Source organism: Jeongeupia sp. HS-3 (assembly GCF_015140455.1).
Taxonomy (GTDB): Bacteria; Pseudomonadota; Gammaproteobacteria; order Burkholderiales; family Chitinibacteraceae; genus Jeongeupia.
In genome coordinates, this window is the sequence record NZ_AP024094.1 from 617,204 (window position 1) to 635,243 (window position 18,040).

An 18,040-nucleotide genomic window follows, 5' to 3' on the forward strand; every position below is an offset into this window, starting at 1 on the left:
AAAAACGGCTGGGCCCGGAACGGAATCCGGGAACCAGCCGTTATGCAGGGTGTGCCGGTTACAGCTTGGCTTCGACCCAGTCAGGCAGGCTCTGCAGCGCGGCCGGCAGGTTTTCCGGCTGCGTCCCGCCGGCCTGGGCCATGTCCGGGCGGCCGCCGCCCTTGCCGCCAACCTGTGTGGCGATGTGGTTGGCGATCTCGCCGGCCTTGATTCTGCCGGTCAGATCCTTGGAGACGCGGGCGATGATGCTGACCTTGCCGTCGAGCGTGCTCGCCAGTACGGCCAGCCCCGAGCCGATGCGATCCATCAGCTTGTCGCTCATCTCGCGCAAGGTGCCACCGTCGATACCGTCGACATTGGCGATCACGACCTTGACGTCCTTGATGCTGCGCATGCCCAGACCGACCAATTGATCGAGCTGGCCGAAGGCCATCTGGCTCTTCAGCCCCTGGGTTTCCTTCTGCGCGGCCTTGAGTTCGGCCTGCAGTTTTTCCAGCTTGGCGATCAACTCACCCGGCTGTGCGCCGGCGATGTTGGTTGCGGCCTTGAGTTCGGATTCGATCGCCTGCACCGTCGCCAGCGCACCTTCGCCGGTGACGGCTTCGACGCGACGGATGCCGGCGGCAACACCGGTCTCGGCGACGATCTTGAAGAAGCCGATGTCGCCGGTGCGGTGCACGTGGGTGCCGCCGCACAGTTCGGTCGAGAAGTCGCCCATTTTCAGTACGCGTACTTCGTCGCCGTACTTCTCGCCGAACAGCGCCATCGCGCCGGCCTTGATCGCGTCGTCGTAGCTCATCAGGCCGACATCGACGCTGTGGTTGCTCATGATCACGTGATTGACCACGGCTTCGATCTTGGCGATCTCTTCCGCTGTCAGCGCCTTCGGATGGCTGAAGTCGAAACGGGTGCGCTCGAACGTGACCAGCGAGCCCTTTTGCTCGACATGCGAGCCGAGCACGTCGCGCAGCGCGGCGTGCATCAGGTGCGTGGCCGAGTGGTTGCGCTGGGTGGCGTTGCGCTTGTGCAGATCGATGGTCGCGGTGATGCTATCGCCGACCTTGAGCGTGCCGCGTGCCAGCCGGCCCTGATGGCCGAACACATCGGTTTTGACCTTCTGGGTGTCGGTGACGTCGAACAGTGCGTTCAGGCCACCGGCGGCGGAAATCTCGCCGACGTCGCCGGCCTGGCCGCCCGATTCGGCGTAGAACGGCGTGTTGTCGAGCACGACCACGCCTTCATCGCCGGTATTCAGTTGCTGTACCTGTTCGCTGCCTTTGTAGAGCGCGATCACCTTGGCGTCGACGCTGGTTTCCGAGTAGCCGTGGAAGCACGATGCGTCGCCGTCGTAGGCGAGGCCGGCGGTCATCTTGAAGCTGCCGGCGGCGCGGCCGCGTTGCTGCTCTTCCTTCAATTCGCGCTCGTAACCGGTCATGTCCAGCTCCAGTGCGCGTTCGCGGCAGATGTCGGCGGTCAGGTCGATCGGGAAGCCATAGGTGCTGTGCAGCGTGAATGCGGTCTTGCCGTCCAGTACCTTCTTGCCGCCTTCGAGTGATTTCTCCAGCAGGGCCATGCCGATATCGAGGGTGCGGCCAAACTGTTCTTCTTCCTGCTTCAGTGTGTCTTCGATGATGGCCTGGCGCTGATGCAGCTGCGGATAGGCATCGCCCATGACTGCGGCGAGATCGGCCACCAGCTTGTGGAAGAACACGCCTTTCTGGCCCAGCTTGTAACCGTGGCGCACCGCGCGGCGCACGATGCGGCGCAGCACGTAGCCGCGGCCTTCGTTCGACGGAAGTACGCCATCGGCAACGAGGAAGGCACAGGCACGGATATGGTCGGCGATCACCTTGAGCGACGGTTGATCCTGGCTGTAGGCCACGCCGGTTTCACGCGCAGCGGCCTTGACCAGTGCGGAAAGCAGGTCGGTTTCGTAGTTGGACTTCACGCCCTGCAGCACGGTCGACAGCCGTTCAAGCCCCATGCCGGTATCCACCGACGGCTTGGGCAGCGGATGCAGCGTGCCGGTTTCGTCGCGGTTGAACTGCATGAAGACGTTGTTCCAGATCTCCATGTAACGGTCGCCGTCTTCATCCGGGCTGCCCGGCGGGCCGCCGGCGACGGATGGGCCGTGGTCGTAGAAGATTTCGGTGCACGGGCCGCATGGGCCGGTATCGCCCATGGTCCAGAAGTTGTCCGACGCGTAGGCCGCGCCCTTGTTGTCGCCGATGCGGACGATCTTGTCGGCGGCCAGGCCCACTTCCTTGTGCCAGATGTCATACGCCTCGTCGTCCGACGCGTAGACGGTGACCATCAGCTTTTCCTTGGGCAGGTTCAGCCATTGGGGGCTGGTGAGGAATTCCCACGCAAAGGTGATCGCATCGCGTTTGAAGTAATCACCGAAGCTGAAGTTGCCCAGCATTTCAAAGAAGGTGTGGTGGCGCGCGGTGTAGCCGACGTTTTCAAGGTCGTTGTGCTTGCCGCCGGCGCGCAGGCATTTCTGGCTGGTGGTGGCGCGGGTGTAGCTGCGCTTTTCATTGCCGAGGAAAAGATCCTTGAACTGCACCATGCCGGCCACGGTGAACATGATGGTGGGGTCGTTGCCGGGCACCAGCGGGCTGGAGGCGACGATCTGATGGTTCTTGGTGGCAAAAAAATCCAGGAATTTCTGGCGAATCTCGGCGGTTTTCATGGGCGCTGGGCTCGGAATGCGAAGAAGGTACAAACCTTGGATTCTAAAGGAAAGCCCGCCGCTGGGGGGAGCGGCGGGTTTGTGGCACGGCGGCGTGTCGCCTCTATGCGTTCAGGCGGGCTTGGCGCGAACGAAATAGCGGTTGATCGCCCAGCCGAGGATGCCGCACAGCGCCATGGCGAATGCCAGCGGCCGCGCGGTGCCATCGTGGATCATGCCCATCGCGAAGGTGGCGATCGTGGCGAGACCGTATTGCAGCGTGCCGAGCAAGGAAGACGCACTGCCGGCGCGCTCCGGATGGTTGGCGAGCGAGGCGGCGGCGGCGTTCGGGTTGACGAAGCCGAGGCTGCTCATGAAGCAGAAAATCCCCGCCAGCAGCAGCGGCATGGTGGCAATACCGGCCACCCCGGCGACGATCAGCAGCGCGGACGCCGCTAGCGCCGCGGTCAGGCCGTGACGCAGCAAGGTATAGATGCTGTTGCCCTTGAGCAGCGCCGCATTGAACTGCGAGGCGGCGATCAGGCCGACCGAGTTGGCGCAGAACACCCAGCCATAGGCAGTCGGGCTCAGATGAAACAGTTCGATCAGCACGAAGGGCGAGCCGGCCAGGTAGGCATACAGGCCGGCCTGGGCAAAACCGCCGGAAATGGCATGGGTGCTGAATTCGCGATCACGCAGGATCTCGACGTAGGCGCTGAAGACCTTGAACGGATTGAGCGAGGTGGCGAGATCGGGCTGGCGGGTGTCGCGCAGCGAGGTGGTGACGGCGATCAGGCAGCCGATGCCGAAGGCGACGTTGATGCCGAAGATCGTCCGCCAGCTTGATACCTGCAGGATGTAGCCGCCAAGCAGCGGCGCCAGGATCGGCGATACGCCCATGATCAGCATCAGCATCGAGAACGAGCGCGCGGCTTCGCGCGGATCGCAGCGGTCGCGCACGATGGCGCGCGCCAGCACGATACCCGAACACGCACCGAAAGCCTGGATGAAGCGCCAGAACATCAAGGACTCGATGCTTTGCGCCAGCATGCAGCCGATCGATGCCAGCGAGTACAGCGCCAGCCCCGCCATCAGCGGCTTCTTGCGGCCGAAACGGTCGCTGGCCGGGCCGTAGACGAGCTGGCCGGCCAGCATGCCAACGAAGAAGGTCGTCAGCGTCAGTTGCACGCTGCCACTGCTGGCGTTCAGGCTTTGCTGGATGGCCGGGAAGGCCGGCAGATACATGTCGATCGACACCGAGCCGATCGCGGTGAGGATGCCAAGCAACAGCATCCAGCCGGGAATGTGGAAGCGGGGGGCGGAAGAGGCGGTCATGGTGAGATTATGTCATTTTGGCATGATGATTGCATCAGGAATAATTTCTTAGGTAATCAAATTTGCGCCGGCAAGGCGATTGAAAGCCCGACAGCCCGCCTGGCGCTGAGGTCTGGTAGAGCGACGTCAAGCGAACATTAATCAATAGCCGACGGTAAATCGTGCGCGGCTGTGCTTCGGCGTTTCGAGTTCGTCGATCATCGCCACTGCATAGTCTTCGACCGAAATGCGGCTGTTGCCATCGGCGTCGGCGAGCAACTGGTCGCCGCCGAGCCGGAAGCTTGCGGTGCGTTCGCCCGGTTCGAGCAGGGCCGACGGGCTCAGCATGGTCCAGTCGAGTGCGGTTTCACCGCGCAGCAGATTCAGCGCTTCACGGGCGCCGAGCGCCGACGCTTTCCATTGTTCCGGGAAGGCCGGGGTATCGACGAGTTGCACACCCGGTGCGACTTCCAGACTGCCGGCACCGCCGACGACCAGCAGCCGCGCCACGGCGGCGGCCTTGCTTGCGGCAACGATGGCCTTGAAGCCATCGATGAAATAGCCGAGTACATCGCTTTGCGCATGGCCGCTGAAGGCGCTGATCACCGCATCGTGGCCCTTGAGCAGCGGCACCAGCGCGGCGGCATCCTGCACCTTGGCGGCACCGCCGGTCAGCTTGGCGTGGGTGGGCAGTTTCTCCGGATGCTGGACGATGGCGGTGACGTGATGGCCGCGGTTGAGCGCTTCGGCGAGCAATTTGGCGCCGACATAGCCGGTGGCACCGATCAGGGCGATTTTCATGGTGTTACTCCTTGGGGATCGAGCGTTGGGATCAAACGTTGCGGGAGACAAACTCGACCAGCTCGGCCGGGTTCTGGAACAGCAGGGCATTGGGAACGATAGTCAGATCGCTGCCGCGCCGCAGCAGCAAGACCGGCACGCCGCGCAAATTCAGTTGCAGCATCAGTGCACGCGCTTGCGCCACTTCGTGCTGCAGCGACGCCGGCCAGCCTTGCTGAAACGCCGCTTGCAGCGCGGCCGGATCGAGCCCGAAGGCTTCGGCAAGCGAGGCAATGGCCGTTGCATCGCAATGAACGCCATCGACATAACGCAGCGCTTGAACCCGCTGCAGCACCGCCAGCACTTGCTTGGGGCATTGCCGGGCGACGAGGTGCCAGGCGAGTGTGGTCTGGGTCGAATCAAGCGAAACGCGGTCGCTGCCGAGAATGCGGTCGCGATACGCCTCGCTGAATGCCATGCCGGTGCGTTCGCGGATTTGCATATCGCTGCGCCAGAAGTACGCGTCCTGCTGCGCCACATCGGCGGCGCCGGCAAACAGGCCGGTTGGCAGCAGCCTCCAAGGCAGCGGGCTGGCGGCGTGCAGGGCGGCCAGCGCCGGATGGGCGCCGTAGCACCAGCCGCAGTTCGGATCAAACAAGAGAATGAGTTCGGCGTCTTGGAGCATGAGGGCATCCGTTCGATCGGTTTTCAATGCAGCCATCATGCGCGGCGGGATTGAATTGATAAACGGCCTAATTGATAATTTACTGTTCTTGATTAAATAACAGTGCCATGCGTAATGCGATCGATCTGAACCGGCTGGCTGTGTTCGCCGCCGTTGCCGAAGCCGGCAGCTTTACCGCCGCCGCCGAGCGGCTGAGCAAGCCGAAGTCGATGGTCAGCCAGCAGATCAGCCGGCTGGAGGCCGAACTCGGCGCGACCCTGTTCACCCGAACCACCCGCAAGGTGGCGCTGACCGAGGCCGGCAACGCACTGTTCGACGAGTGCGCGCCGCTGCTGCGCGAGATGCAGGCGGCGGTCGAGCGGCTTGAAGCGGGTCGGCGTGAACCCAGCGGACTGTTGCGGCTGACCGTGGCGGCCGATTACGCCGCGACGGTGCTGGCGCCGCTGATCGTCAGCTTTCTGGCGCGCTATCCGCACATGGAGGTCGAGGTGGTCACCGCCAGCGAACAACTCGATCTGGTGGCCGAGCGGCTGGATCTGGCGATTCGCATGGGCTGGCTCAAGGATTCGACGCTCAGGGCGGTACCGCTGGGCGATTTTGGCCAATGGGTGGTTGCATCGCCGGCGTATCTGCGCAAGCACGCCGCGCCACAGACGCCGGGCGAGCTGGCGGCCCATCGCTGGGTCGCGCTGAGCTTGTTGCGAGCGCCGCTGCAATGGACTTTCGGCACGCCCGATGGCGGGCAGGAGACGGTGCGGGTGAAGGCGGCGCTGCGAACCAATTCGACGTCGGCACTGCAAGGCCTGGTTGCTGCCGGCGCCGGCGTGTCGACGCTGCCCGATTTCATGGTCGCCGAGCAAGTGCGCGATGGCACGCTGCAGCGGCTACTGACCGCTTATGCGCTGCCGCGCGCGGGCATTTACGCGGTCTATCCGGATGGCCGACACCTGCCGGCGAAGGTGAGGGCGTTTATCGATCATGTGCGTGACGCACTGACCGCGGCGTGAGCGGTTATTCGGCGTGGTCGCCTTGATCACCGTAGTCGTCCTCGCCGCCGCCAACGACCTTGTACACCACATCGAGCGAGAAGCCGCGCCCGGCCAGGAAGCGCAATTGCTTGGCGCGTTCTTTCTGGTCTTGCGGCGCGCTACCGAACTTCTTCTGCCACTGCGCGCGTGCCTGTGCGTACTCATCGTCGCTGACATTGGCGAGCGCATCGTCGATCAGGTTGTCGTCGACACCTTTCTGTCGCAGCTCGGCGCGCAGTCGTTGCGGGCCGTAACGCTGCGAGCGAAAGTGCGCCCACTGCTCGGCGAAGCGCGCATCGGACAACCAGCCACGGCTGACGAAATCGTCGAGAATGGCGTCGAGCGAGGCTTCATCGCCATCGGCGTGCGGCAACAATTTCTGGCGCAATTCAAGCCGGGCGTATTCACGCCGGGCGAGATAGCCGAGCGCGCGGTTCCTGAGGGTTGGAGTCGGGGCCATGATTTTCTACAAAAGCAAAACGGCCGGTAAACCGGCCGTTTGGACTGCGGCGTAAATTATTCCGCCAACTCTTCGGCGACATCGTCGAATGCACGCGCCGGTTCCAGCGGCATCACCAAGCCGATCTTTTCACGGACCTTGGCGACGATCTCGGCGGCGACTTCCGGATTATCCTTCAGGTACTGGCGCGAGTTCTCCATGCCCTGACCGATCTTGTTGCCGTTGTAGCTGTACCAGGCGCCGGATTTCTCGACGATCTTCTGCGCGACGCCCTGTTCGATGATTTCGCCTTCACGCGAAATGCCTTCGCCGTAGAGGATATCGAAAGTGACGATGCGGAACGGTGGCGCGACCTTGTTCTTGGCGATCTTGACCTTGGTCTGGTTGCCGATGATCTCGTCGCCCTTTTTCACCGCGCCGATACGGCGGATGTCGAGGCGAACCGAGGCGTAGAACTTCAGCGCGTTGCCGCCGGTAGTGGTTTCCGGGCTCTGGCCGGGCATCATCTGGCCGATCTTCATGCGCAGCTGGTTAATGAAGATCACCAGCGTATTGGTGCGCTTGATATTGCCGGTCAGCTTGCGCAGCGCCTGGCTCATCAAACGGGCTTGCAGGCCGACGTGCACGTCGCCCATTTCGCCTTCGATTTCGGCCTTCGGCACCAGCGCGGCGACCGAGTCGACGACGATGATGTCAACGCCACCGGAGCGAACCAGCATGTCGGCGATTTCCAGACCTTGCTCACCGGTATCCGGTTGCGAAATCAGCATTTCCGACACATTGACGCCAAGGCGGCTGGCGTAGATCGGGTCGAGCGCGTTTTCCGCGTCGATGTAGGCGGCGACGCCACCCAGCTTCTGGATTTCGGCAACGACATGCAGGCACAGCGTGGTTTTACCCGACGATTCCGGCCCGAAGATTTCGACCACCCGGCCACGCGGCAAACCGCCGACGCCGAGCGCGAGATCGAGACCGAGCGAACCGGTCGAAACGACTTGCAGGTCGTTCTCGATCTGGTTTTCGCCCATCTTCATGATGGAGCCCTTGCCGAACTGTCGTTCGATCTGGGCCAGTGCCGCCGCGAGCGCCTTGCTCTTGTTGTCGTCCATGTTCACCAATCCGCTGGGTCATTTATCTTGTTGCCGATTGTAGAACAATTGTTCTACGAATAAAAGGACGTCCGTCAGGATTGTCGTGGCCGGATCACCTTGGCAAAAGGATTGTTTTTTTCTGCAACAGATTTATCCAGATCAACGCGAGTCCAACTGGGCAGGCGGCTTGAAATCGCGCACGGCATAATGCGGGTCTTGCCGGGGGGAGGAGAGTCGCATGCGGGTGATCGTGCTGGGCGCAGGGGTAGTCGGGGTAACGTCGGCGTGGTTTCTGGCACAGGCCGGCCATGAGGTCACGGTGATTGATCGCGAGCCCGAGGCAGGGCTTGAGACCAGTTACGCCAACGGTGGGCAGATTTCGGTGTGCCATGCCGAACCGTGGGCCAACCCGAAGGCGCCGTGGAAAACCCTGCAGTGGCTCGGCGAGGAAGACGCGCCGCTGCTGTTCCGCTTGAAGATGGACCCGGCGCAGTGGCGCTGGGGGCTGCGCTTCCTGCAGGAATGTACGCCGGCGCGGGCGCGCAGCAATCTGCAGAATCTGGTCCGCCTCGGCCTTTACAGTCGGGCGCAACTGCAGCAAGTACGTGCCGATACCGGCCTGCATTACGACGAACTCTCGCGCGGCATTTTGCATTACTACACCGATGACGCCGACTTCAGCGCGGCGATTCCGGCGGCGGCGGCGATGCGCGAAATAGGCCTCGATCGTGAGGTGAAGAGCGCGGCCGAGTGTCTGGCGATCGAACCGGCGTTGGCGAACAGTCATTTGCCCATCGTAGGTGGTACTTATACGGCTACCGATGAGTCGGGCGACGCCTGCAAGTTCACCCAGGAACTTGCCGAACTGGCCGCGAGCCGCGGCGTGGTGTTCCGCTACCAGACGCGGATCGTCCGGCTGCGGCAGGCCGGCGGGCAGATCGCCGGGGTCGATATTGAATACGACGATGATGGCGAGGTGATGGCCGAAACGCTGGCCGCCGATGCGTATCTGGTCTGTTTGGGCAGCTATAGCCCGCTGCTGCTGCGCCAGGTCGGCATCACGCTGGATATCTATCCGGCCAAGGGCTATTCGGCGACGATTCCGCTGGTCGATACCGATCTTGCGCCAACGGTAAGCCTGACCGACGATGGCTATAAGCTGGTGTTCTCGCGCCTGGGCGACCGCTTGCGCGTGGCCGGCACGGCCGAGTTCAACGGCTACAATCTCGAGCTGAACGAGGTGCGCTGCAAGGCGCTGATTGCGCGAACCAGCGAAATCTTCCCGCAGATCGCCGGTTACGACGACGCCGAGTTCTGGTGTGGGCTGCGGCCGGCGACGCCGGGTAATCTGCCGTATATTGGCCGCAGCCGGATCGGCAATCTGTACCTGAACACCGGTCACGGCACGCTGGGCTGGACCGAGGCGTGCGGCTCCGCTCATGCGATTGCCGAGCTGATGTCCGGCCGCAAGCCGGAGGTCGATTTTCCATTTTTGTAAGGATCTGTTCTGATGCGTGCCTGCCTTGGCATCGTGATCGGTTTGATGATGGTGGCACAGGCCTTGGCCGCGAAGCCGGTCAGGCTCCGCGCGCAGGTGCAGGCCCCCGCTTGCAAGCCGGTGGACGCTGATTCCGCATCGCAAGGCTGTTCGGCGATGGTCAGGACGCAGTTCGAAGTCGACGGGTTGAGCGGATTGCAGTCGCGCCGCGTGCTGGTGGAGTACTGATGAAATACTGGATGACTGTTTTCTTGCTGTTGCAGGGCGGGTTCGCACATGCGGATACCCGCGGCATGCCGGTGACCGCGTCGGTAGTGGGGAGCTGCAAGTTCAGCAATGCCGACGATGTGGTCCTGGATTTCGGTTCGCTGGTTCCCGGCCAAGGGCAGCGGCAGGTGTCACAGCCGGTGGCGTTCACGTGCAGCAGCGGAACGAATTATACGGTGACGATGGATCTGGGCCGAAATCCGAACGGGTCGCAACGGCGCATGCGCGGCGATAACGACGCCTATATTCCCTATGCCCTGAGTGCGGATCCGATGGGGGGCACCGGTCAGGGCGAGCTGACGCCGATTACGCTGACGCTGACCGCGAGCGTTGACGCGACGGCCTATGTCGACAGCCCGATCGGCAGTTACAACGACAACGTGGTACTGACCGTCTCCCCCTGATGGGTGCGTGGGTTTTACCGTATTGCCCCGGTAATTTGATACATAAGTTGATTATCCCGTTTGGGTAATCTTGCTCCTGTCGAATCAATTCGTTTTCGGTTCGGAAACAACGGGAGAAAATAATGAAAAAGGGAATCTGCTGGGTTATTGGCGCCACCATGCTGGCGATGGCTGCGGGCGGTGCATATGCGGCCGACAAGAACGTGCAGGTCAAGGCAAAGGTTGAGGGGACATGCCAGTTCGTCGATGCCAACGACGTCGTGATCGACTTCGGCACGCTGACCCCGGGCGGCGGTGATCAGAGCAAGTCCGCCGGCACCAGCTTCTGGTGCACCAATGGCGTGAATTACACCGTGGCGCTCGATAACGGCCTAAATCCGGATGGCAGCAGCAAACGCCAGATGAAGGGCGCTACGGATACCGATTTGATCGGCTATACGCTGACCGCGGACAACACGACCGGGGCCGGCACCGGGTCGAGCACGCCGATCCCGGTGTTGCTGACCGCCGGCGTGAAAGGCACCGACTATCAGGATGCCAAGATTGGTGATTACAATGACACGGTGATTATGACTCTCGATCTGGCTCCGTGACCTTTAAAACCTTGATCAGTGCCGGCGTTGCCGGCCTGTTGTTTTCGGCAAGCGCCGCCCATGCGACCGGCTTCGGCGTGTCGCCGGTCCGCATCGACTTCACGCCACAAGATCGCGCCAACGCGATCACGGTAACCAATAACAGCGACGCCATGCTGCGGGTGGCGGTGTCGCTGAAGGCCTGGCAGCAGGATACGGCCGGCAAGGATCAATACACGCCATCCGATGCGCTGGTGTATTTCCCGCGCCAGCTCGAACTGCCCCCCAAGGGCAGCAAGGTGATCCGGCTCGGGCCAAAGGCCGCGCGTGGCGAAAAGGAACAGGCGTTCCGGCTCTACGTGAGCGAGCAGCCTGAAGCCGGCGCGTCCCGGCAGGGGCAGGTGGCGATGCTGGTGAGCTTCGGCATACCGGTGTTTGTCCAGCCGCTGCAGCCGGCGCCGTCGGCCAAGGTCACGCCGACAGTCGCCAAGGGCCGGCTCGATGTCAGGATCGAGAACGACGGCAACACGACGCTCAAGATCAAGCAGGCCAAGTTCTCCGACGGCAGCGCGGTCGATCATTTCGACGCGTGGTATTTGCTGCCGGGCGTTGCGCGCCGTTACGGCCTCAAGCTGCCCGAGGCGCTGTGCAAGCAGGAGAAGCCGGTGCTGACGCTGACATTCGATCAAAAGACGCTGGCCTTGCCGTTGGCTTTGAAACCGACCGACTGCAAAGCCTGATGTTGCGTTTTTGGTGGGGGCTGGTGCTCGTGTTGCTGGCCGGCACGGCCTGTGCCGAGGCCATTCTGGTCGCCGTGCGCGTCAACGATGTCGACCGTGGCGCGCAGCGCGCCTGGCTGGCGGACGGGCAGGTCTGGCTCGCCAGCGACGACGTGCGCCAGCTCGGGCTGAAGCTCGACGGCCAGTCGGCCGAGTTCGACGGCGTCCGCTATCTGCAACTGGCGTCGCTCAAGGACATCCGTAGCCACTACGACCCGGATCAGCTCGCCGTGTCGCTGACCGTGGCGCCCGAGCAGATTGGCGAGCAGACGATTTCGCTCTACGGTGTGTCGCGGCCGGCCGAGGTCTGGCGTGGCGGCGTTTCCGGCTATCTCAACTACAGCGCCTCGACCTTTCGCAACCCGGACGGCAGCGACGGTTACGGCTTTGCGCCGCTGGTCAATGTGGCTGCCGGCGGCTGGAATTTGCGCAGCGACCAGAACTATCAATCGTCCGGTCGTGACGAGCGCTGGCAGCGCGTCAGCACCACCGCGAGCTACGACTGGCCGGACAGCATGGCGCGGCTGACGCTCGGCGATCTGTCGCCGGTGACCGGCACGCTCGGCAGCGCACCGCAACTGGCCGGGATCGGCTATTCACGCGTGTTCTCGATGCAGCAGGATTTCGACAGTTCGCCGTCGATGTCGGCGAGGGTGCCGGTGACGACGCCGTCGACGGCCGAGGTCTACCTCAATGGCGAGCGCATCCGCACCGACAAGCTGAATCCGGGGCTGTACCAGTTCCAGGACCTGCGCTACTTCGCCGGGCTGCAGAACGTGCAGATCGTGCTGCGCGACGAATACGGCAACCGCCAGACGATCAGTGTGCCGTATTACTTCGATGACAGCCTGCTCAAGGCCGGGCTCAACGATTTCAACTACAACGCCGGCGTCTGGCGCCAGCCCGAAGGTTTCGACAATTACGGCGGCCTCGCGTATTCGCTGTATCACCGCTACGGTGTGAGCGATGCGCTGACCGTCGGCGCGCGCGCCGAAGGCAATCCGGATTACGACTCGGTCGGTGGCTTGCTGACGATGCGGCTCGGCCGCGCCGGCGTGCTGTCGGGCGCGTTCTCGTGGGCACGACACGACGATGGTAACGAAGGCGAGGCGCAATACCTGGCGTACCGCTTCGACGACCGCAGCTGGAGCCTGCGCGGCTTCGCCCAGCACATCGAACCGGGCTACGTCGCCGCCGACACCAGCTTTGCGCCGCCGCGCTGGAGCGGTGGCGCCGGTGCCAGCTGGGGGGCGCCGGTGTGGGGCAACTGGAGCCTCGACTGGTCGCGCCAGCTCGGCGGCGCGCTGCCGACGCAGAACCAGTGGCGGCTCGGCTATTCGGTGGCGCCGCTGCGATCGGTGTCGCTGTCGATGAACCTCAACGTCACCGACACCGGCGATCGCAGTACGCTCGGTGGCTATATCAACCTGTCGTGGTTCTTCGACAGCCGGAGCAGCGCGTCGGCCAGCAGCCAGCGCAGCAACGACGGCAACTGGCAGAGCACGCTGGCGCTGGCACGCTCGACGCCGTTCGGCGAAGGCTGGGGCTATCGGATCAATGCGGAGCACGGCGATAGCGGTGACGAGGTCGACGGTTCGGTCGATGGCCGTTTCGCGCCGGGGCAGCTGTCGCTGAGCGCGTCGCGCAGTGAAGGGCTGGAAACCGCCTGGCGGGCGAGCTGGGCCGGCTCGCTGCTGTATGCCGATGGCGCGGTCGAGCTGTCGCGCCAGGTGAACCAGAGCTTCGCGATTGCCGAGTTCCCGCTGGCCGGCGTAGGGGTCACGCAGAACGGCCAGATGATCGGCCGGACCGGCGCTGACGGTCGCGTGGTGCTGCCGGATCTGTCGAGCTACAACACCCAGCAGATCGCACTGGTGCAGAACGATATCCCGCTCGACTACGACGTGCCGCAGTTGCGCCGTGACGTCCAGCCCGCGTACAACGCCGGCCACGTCATCCGGTTTGCGGCGACGCCGATCCGCGCCTGGGCCGGGCAGTTGCTCGACGAGCAGGGCGCACCAATGGCCAATGCCGTGGTCCGGCTGGCCTTGCCCGAGGGCACGCGCAAGCTCGAGACCGTACTCGACGGCAGTTTCTATATCGACGACCTTGCCGCCGGCGAGTACCGTTTTGTCGTCACCGACGCGCAAGCCGTCCGCTGCCAGGGCACGCTGGTGCTGCCGGCCGGCAACGAAGCCGTTCAGCAACTGGCGCCGGTGCGCTGTGCAGGAGAAAGCAATGTTCCGAACGATTAGTATCCTGGCGCTGTTGTTCATGGCGCGGCTGGCCAGCGCGGGCTGCTCGATCGGCTCGGGGCAGGACCCGTCGTTCGGGCAGTACAACCCCGAACTGACGACGACCAGCATCCAGAACTTCTATATTGCGGTGGTTTGCGACACCGCGACCTCATACACGCTGCAGGCCGGTCCCGGCGCGCACAGCGGCAGCATCACCGACCGCTATATGGTCAGGGTGGGCGGCACCGAGCAGCTGAAATACCAGCTCTGTGTCGGAACCAACAACGTGAGTTGCTCGGCGATCTTCGGCGACGGGAGTTCAGGCAGCCAGACGATTACCGGCACAAACAGCGGCGGCGGCGCGACCACGCTGGCGAACGCCACTGCGCTGCTCTACGGCAGCCAGCAGGTGCCGGTGGGGGATTATGCCGATACCGTGCCGGTGACCTTGCTACCGTGAATTGCGCGGCCGCAATGTAGTCGTCCGCTTCCGGAACTACGTCAGCCGGAAGCGGTAGAATCGCAGTCGATTTCCAATCCACTCAATGGAGCTAAAGCATGACCAAGCTGTTCATCGAAGACTTGGCCCTCGCCGGCAAGCGCGTCCTGATTCGTGTCGACTTCAACGTCCCGGTCAAAAACGGCGTGGTCGAGAGCGACAAGCGCATCCGCGCCGCGCTGCCGACAATCCGCTACGCGCTCGAGCAAGGCGCGTCGGTTGTGCTGATGAGCCACCTCGGCCGCCCGAACGGTGCGCGCGTCGAAAAGTACACGCTGGCGCCGGTGGCCACCCGTCTGGCCGAGCTGCTCGGCAAGCCGGTGCACTTCCTCAATGACTGCGTCGGCCCTGAAGTCGAGGCCGCCGTGGCCCAGCTCAAGGCTGGCGATGTCGCGCTGCTCGAGAACGTGCGCTTCCACATCGAGGAAGAAGGCAAGGCCAAGGATCTTGAGGGCAACAGCGTCAAGGCCGATCCGGCCGCAGTCGAAGCGTTCCGCGCTTCGCTCTCCAAGCTTGGCGACGTGTTCGTCAACGACGCCTTCGGCACCGCGCACCGCGCGCATTCGTCGGTCGTCGGCGTCAACCTGCCGCGCGCGGCCGGTTACCTGCTGAAGAAGGAACTCGAATTCCTCGGCGACGCGGTCGATCGTCCGGTGCGTCCGTTCGTGGCGATCATCGGCGGCTCGAAGATCTCGGGCAAGATCGACGTGATCCAGGCCTTGCTGCCCAAGGTCGACAAGCTGATCATCGGCGGCGGCATGGCGTTCACCTTCCTCAAGGCCAAGGGCCTCGAGATCGGCAATTCGCTGTGCGAGAACGATCGTGTCGAACTGGCGCGCGAACTGATGGAAGCCGCCGGCGACAAGCTCGAACTGCCGTCGGACACCATGATCACCAAGCATCTGGACTTCGATGCCCGCACGCTCGACGGTCTGGTCCAGGTCGATTCGACCGCGATCCCGGCCGATCAGGAAGGCGTCGACATCGGTGAAGCATCGCGCAAGCGTTTCGCCGAGATCATCAAGTCGGCCAAGACCGTGCTGTGGAACGGCCCGATGGGCGTGTTCGAGATCGACGAGAGCGCACAAGGCACCTTCGCCGTGGCGCATGCGCTGAGTGAGGCGACAGCCAACGGCGCGATCACCGTCGTCGGCGGTGGCGACTCGGTCGCGGCGGTCGAAAAGGCCGGTCTGGAAGACAAGGTCTCGCACGTGTCGACCGGCGGCGGCGCTTCGCTCGAGTTCCTCGAAGGCAAGGCACTGCCGGGCGTCGTGGCGCTGAGCGACAAGTAAGCGTTCTTCGCTTCGCCAGAAACCGCAGCTTAGGCTGCGGTTTTTTTTCGTCCGCCGTGCAGAGGGGACGTTCGGTAACCGTCTGTAAGGAATCGGGAGAGTGAGAATGGAATTCATTTGATATTCCGCCTGTTCCGAGTCCGGGTGGGCAAGATGAGCGATACGGGCATGCCGTCGCGCTGGCGGCGCTGGCATATGTGGGCCGGTGTGATCCTGGCGCTGCCATTTCTGGCGATCTGCGTCACCGCCTTGCTGATCTCGCACAGCAAGACGCTGGAACTGAAAAAGATCGATGTATCGAGCCGCTGGCTGTCCGACTACGCGCCCGAGCGGGTCGAGGCGAAAGCGCTGCTGCAGCTGGCCGATGGCACGCTGATCATCGGCGGCAAGCACGGCCTGTGGGAAATCCGCGGCGGCCGCGCCGAGCCGGCGCTGACCGGCAAACGGATCGAGGTGTTCCATTCGTCAGTGCGCCACAGGGCGTGTTTGCCGCGACCAACAGCTGTCTGTACCCGAAACCGCGCTCCACTACGATCTGGCCAATATCGACGACGCCCTGAAGGGACTGACCGCTTACGCGACCTATGTGTACACCAGGGCGACGTCGGAGCAGGGCGCCTTCGCCGGCAAGGACCTGCCGTTCTACTCGCGCAATGTCGCCACGCTCGGCGCGCGCTACCAGCGCGCGCAATGGATGTTCAACGTCGACGGCTTCGCGCAGTCGAAGCAGCACTCATCGGGCGCCGGTCCGAACTACATCACCAGCGAAACGCCGGACGGCCGCTACGGCGACATCGCCGGCTACGCGACGTGGAACGTGCGCGGCGAATACGCATTCGGGCCGCAGTTCTACAACATGAAGCTCGCCGCCGGCATCAAGAACCTGTTCGACCGCGAGTACTACACCCGCTCGACCGACAACAACTACGGCAAGTACGTCGGCCAGCCACGGACCTACTTCATGCAGGCGTCGTTCGACCTCTGAGTGTAGCGATTGCCGGCTCACCGACCGTGAAGCCGGCAATTTGCTTGGATTCGACCGCTCGGTCCGTCGGGGCTGGGTCCCAGAACGGCAGGCGCACCATTTGCCCCAGCCCTTGATGAGGCAACCGGATCGGTAGCAGGTCTGGCGCAGTCTCTCTGCCGATTATCCGAGCTGATAACGGTAAGGCATTTAGCGCCGGGCGATGCTGCACCGACGCAGCGTTGGTGAAGTCTGCCGGTGCGCTTCAAGCTCCATTCATCCCGAAGACCCGCAGCGCCGACTGGGTACGTGACCCGTCGATCCGTCTTAAATCATGGAGCGATGGAATATGGGCGTACCGCATCCCGGGCTGGCGTGTGTGGGTGAATGATCGTCGTGACCGGGACGTGTGGTGTTCATGGACCAGGGTGCTGAACTGGTTGGCTTGGACCGGGGGGCCGTACAGATAGCCTTGTACACGTTCGCAGCCGAACTGGCGTAGCGGGATCAGATCGTCCTGGTCCTCGACACCTTCGGCAATGACGCAAATGCCGACCTCGCGGGCGAAGTCGAGAATGGTGCGCAAGGCCGCCATGAGTTTCGGATGACGCAGGGCATCGTGTACGAGCGAGCGGTCGAGTTTCATTTCGTCGAATGGTGCGGCCACCAGATTGCTGACCGAGGCATAGCCGCAGCCGAAATCGTCGAGCGAGGTCCGGAAACCGGCCGACTTCAACGCGGCGACCCCGGCGACGTAGTGGTCGAGCGTCGCGGTTCGGGTGGTTTCGGTGATTTCCAGCGTGACCCGGGCCGGGTCGCCGGCATGTGCCTCGACGACGGATCGTAATGCATCGGCGGTGCCGGGCTGCTGCAACAGCGTGCCGGGCAGGTTGAACGAGATCGGCACGACGTGGCCGGCGTCGGCCCAGCAAACTTGCTCGATCAGTGCACGCCCCAGCAGCAGCGCATTGAACGCTTCGATATGCGGCCCGTTCTCGATTTGATCGATGAAGTGCGCTGGCGCAACGATACCCCGCTCCGGGTGGTGCCAGCGGGCCAGCACTTCAACGCCGAGTAGCGTTCGGCCGTCGATGGAAAACTGCGGCTGAAACCAGGGTTCGAACTGTTTGGTCTCGATGGCATGCCGCAGGATTGCCTGGGAATACAGGGCCGCTTCGGGGGCGGACCGGCAAGGTCCGGATGCCTGTGTGGTCATCGCCGTCTCCTCGGTACATGAAACTGGAATATGCCGAGTAGACGTCGCCAGGACGCAGAAAAACTTGAGAAGGATCAAGAAGCGGCCTGTGTAATCAAGTGCCTACGCCAGCTTCGGATTTCCCCTGCATTGGGTACGGAAACGGTCGATTCCGACGGGGCGTTACATAGGACATGCCTTTCGATGTTTGACCCGATCGCCGCGAATGCCCTGGTTCTGGTGTTGTCGATTTCTGGTGGCGCTACTTATTCGTGCCGTCCTTTTTTTGATTCATAGTTTAACT

General features: G+C 63.2%; 17 protein-coding genes. 10 read left to right on the forward strand and 7 right to left on the reverse strand.

Annotation, left to right across the window (positions count from 1 at the left end; all coding sequences use genetic code 11):
* Window positions 1-58 precede the first annotated feature (58 nt).
* The 4 genes from alaS to JLC71_RS02950 form a co-directional block, all read right to left on the reverse strand.
* Entirely contained in the window at window positions 59-2,692 is a 2,634-nt protein-coding gene (alaS, locus tag JLC71_RS02935; RefSeq protein WP_200917190.1) for an alanine--tRNA ligase, read from the reverse strand.
* Between the two features lie 111 nt (window positions 2,693-2,803).
* The gene (locus JLC71_RS02940) at window positions 2,804-4,006 is read right to left on the reverse strand and encodes a multidrug effflux MFS transporter (RefSeq protein WP_236250956.1); all 1,203 of its coding nucleotides are present in this window, start codon (window positions 4,004-4,006) and stop codon (window positions 2,804-2,806) included.
* A 141-nt stretch (window positions 4,007-4,147) separates the two neighbouring features.
* Window positions 4,148-4,786: an NAD(P)-dependent oxidoreductase gene (locus tag JLC71_RS02945; protein ID WP_200917191.1), complete on the reverse strand. Its 639-nt coding sequence runs from the start codon at window positions 4,784-4,786 to the stop codon at window positions 4,148-4,150.
* 31 nt (window positions 4,787-4,817) lie between these two features.
* Window positions 4,818-5,450 carry a DsbA family protein gene (locus JLC71_RS02950; protein WP_200917192.1) on the reverse strand — a complete coding sequence of 211 codons (633 nt, stop codon included), beginning with the start codon at window positions 5,448-5,450 and terminating at the stop codon, window positions 4,818-4,820.
* Window positions 5,451-5,557: 107 nt separating this feature from the next.
* On the opposite strand from JLC71_RS02950, the gene JLC71_RS02955 reads away from it, so the two are divergent.
* Complete coding sequence (locus JLC71_RS02955) at window positions 5,558-6,457, forward strand: LysR family transcriptional regulator (protein WP_200917193.1); 900 nt, start codon at window positions 5,558-5,560, stop codon at window positions 6,455-6,457.
* Window positions 6,458-6,461: 4 nt separating this feature from the next.
* On the opposite strand, the gene recX is transcribed toward JLC71_RS02955, so the two are convergent.
* Window positions 6,462-6,938: a recombination regulator RecX gene (recX, locus tag JLC71_RS02960; protein WP_236250957.1), complete on the reverse strand. Its 477-nt coding sequence runs from the start codon at window positions 6,936-6,938 to the stop codon at window positions 6,462-6,464.
* Between the two features lie 56 nt (window positions 6,939-6,994).
* Window positions 6,995-8,047, reverse strand: a complete 1,053-nt coding sequence (gene recA, locus JLC71_RS02965) for a recombinase RecA (protein ID WP_200917194.1) — start codon at window positions 8,045-8,047, stop codon at window positions 6,995-6,997.
* A gap of 220 nt (window positions 8,048-8,267) precedes the next feature.
* Here recA and JLC71_RS02970 point away from each other — a divergent pair, with 220 nt between their 5' ends.
* The 9 genes from JLC71_RS02970 to JLC71_RS03010 all read left to right on the forward strand — a co-directional run bounded on the left by JLC71_RS02970 (window position 8,268) and on the right by JLC71_RS03010 (window position 16,562).
* Window positions 8,268-9,527, forward strand: coding sequence for a D-amino acid dehydrogenase (locus tag JLC71_RS02970; protein ID WP_200917195.1), 1,260 nt, complete (start codon window positions 8,268-8,270; stop codon window positions 9,525-9,527).
* A 12-nt stretch (window positions 9,528-9,539) separates the two neighbouring features.
* Window positions 9,540-9,755, forward strand: coding sequence for a hypothetical protein (locus JLC71_RS02975; RefSeq protein WP_200917196.1), 216 nt, complete (start codon window positions 9,540-9,542; stop codon window positions 9,753-9,755).
* Window positions 9,755-10,198, forward strand: a complete 444-nt coding sequence (locus JLC71_RS02980; protein ID WP_200917197.1) for a spore coat protein U domain-containing protein — start codon at window positions 9,755-9,757, stop codon at window positions 10,196-10,198. Before JLC71_RS02975 ends, JLC71_RS02980 begins: the two co-directional genes overlap by 1 nt.
* A 122-nt stretch (window positions 10,199-10,320) precedes the next feature.
* Window positions 10,321-10,791 carry a Csu type fimbrial protein gene (locus tag JLC71_RS02985; protein WP_200917198.1) on the forward strand — a complete coding sequence of 157 codons (471 nt, stop codon included), beginning with the start codon at window positions 10,321-10,323 and terminating at the stop codon, window positions 10,789-10,791.
* On the forward strand, window positions 10,788-11,510 hold the full coding sequence (locus JLC71_RS02990; protein ID WP_200917199.1) for a fimbrial biogenesis chaperone: 723 nt from the start codon (window positions 10,788-10,790) through the stop codon (window positions 11,508-11,510). The genes JLC71_RS02985 and JLC71_RS02990 overlap by 4 nt, the downstream gene beginning before the upstream one ends.
* Window positions 11,510-13,804 carry a fimbria/pilus outer membrane usher protein gene (locus tag JLC71_RS02995; protein WP_200917200.1) on the forward strand — a complete coding sequence of 765 codons (2,295 nt, stop codon included), beginning with the start codon at window positions 11,510-11,512 and terminating at the stop codon, window positions 13,802-13,804. Before JLC71_RS02990 ends, JLC71_RS02995 begins: the two co-directional genes overlap by 1 nt.
* A complete protein-coding gene (locus JLC71_RS03000; protein ID WP_200917201.1) occupies window positions 13,788-14,246 on the forward strand; it encodes a Csu type fimbrial protein in 459 nt (152 codons plus the stop codon). The genes JLC71_RS02995 and JLC71_RS03000 overlap by 17 nt, the downstream gene beginning before the upstream one ends.
* A gap of 98 nt (window positions 14,247-14,344) precedes the next feature.
* Complete coding sequence (locus JLC71_RS03005) at window positions 14,345-15,577, forward strand: phosphoglycerate kinase (protein ID WP_200917202.1); 1,233 nt, start codon at window positions 14,345-14,347, stop codon at window positions 15,575-15,577.
* 586 nt (window positions 15,578-16,163) lie between these two features.
* Window positions 16,164-16,562: a TonB-dependent receptor domain-containing protein gene (locus tag JLC71_RS03010; RefSeq protein WP_200917203.1), complete on the forward strand. Its 399-nt coding sequence runs from the start codon at window positions 16,164-16,166 to the stop codon at window positions 16,560-16,562.
* Window positions 16,563-16,806: 244 nt separating this feature from the next.
* On the opposite strand, the gene JLC71_RS03015 is transcribed toward JLC71_RS03010, so the two are convergent.
* The gene (locus JLC71_RS03015; RefSeq protein WP_200917204.1) at window positions 16,807-17,757 is read right to left on the reverse strand and encodes an EAL domain-containing protein; all 951 of its coding nucleotides are present in this window, start codon (window positions 17,755-17,757) and stop codon (window positions 16,807-16,809) included.
* Between the last annotated feature and the right edge of the window lie 283 nt (window positions 17,758-18,040).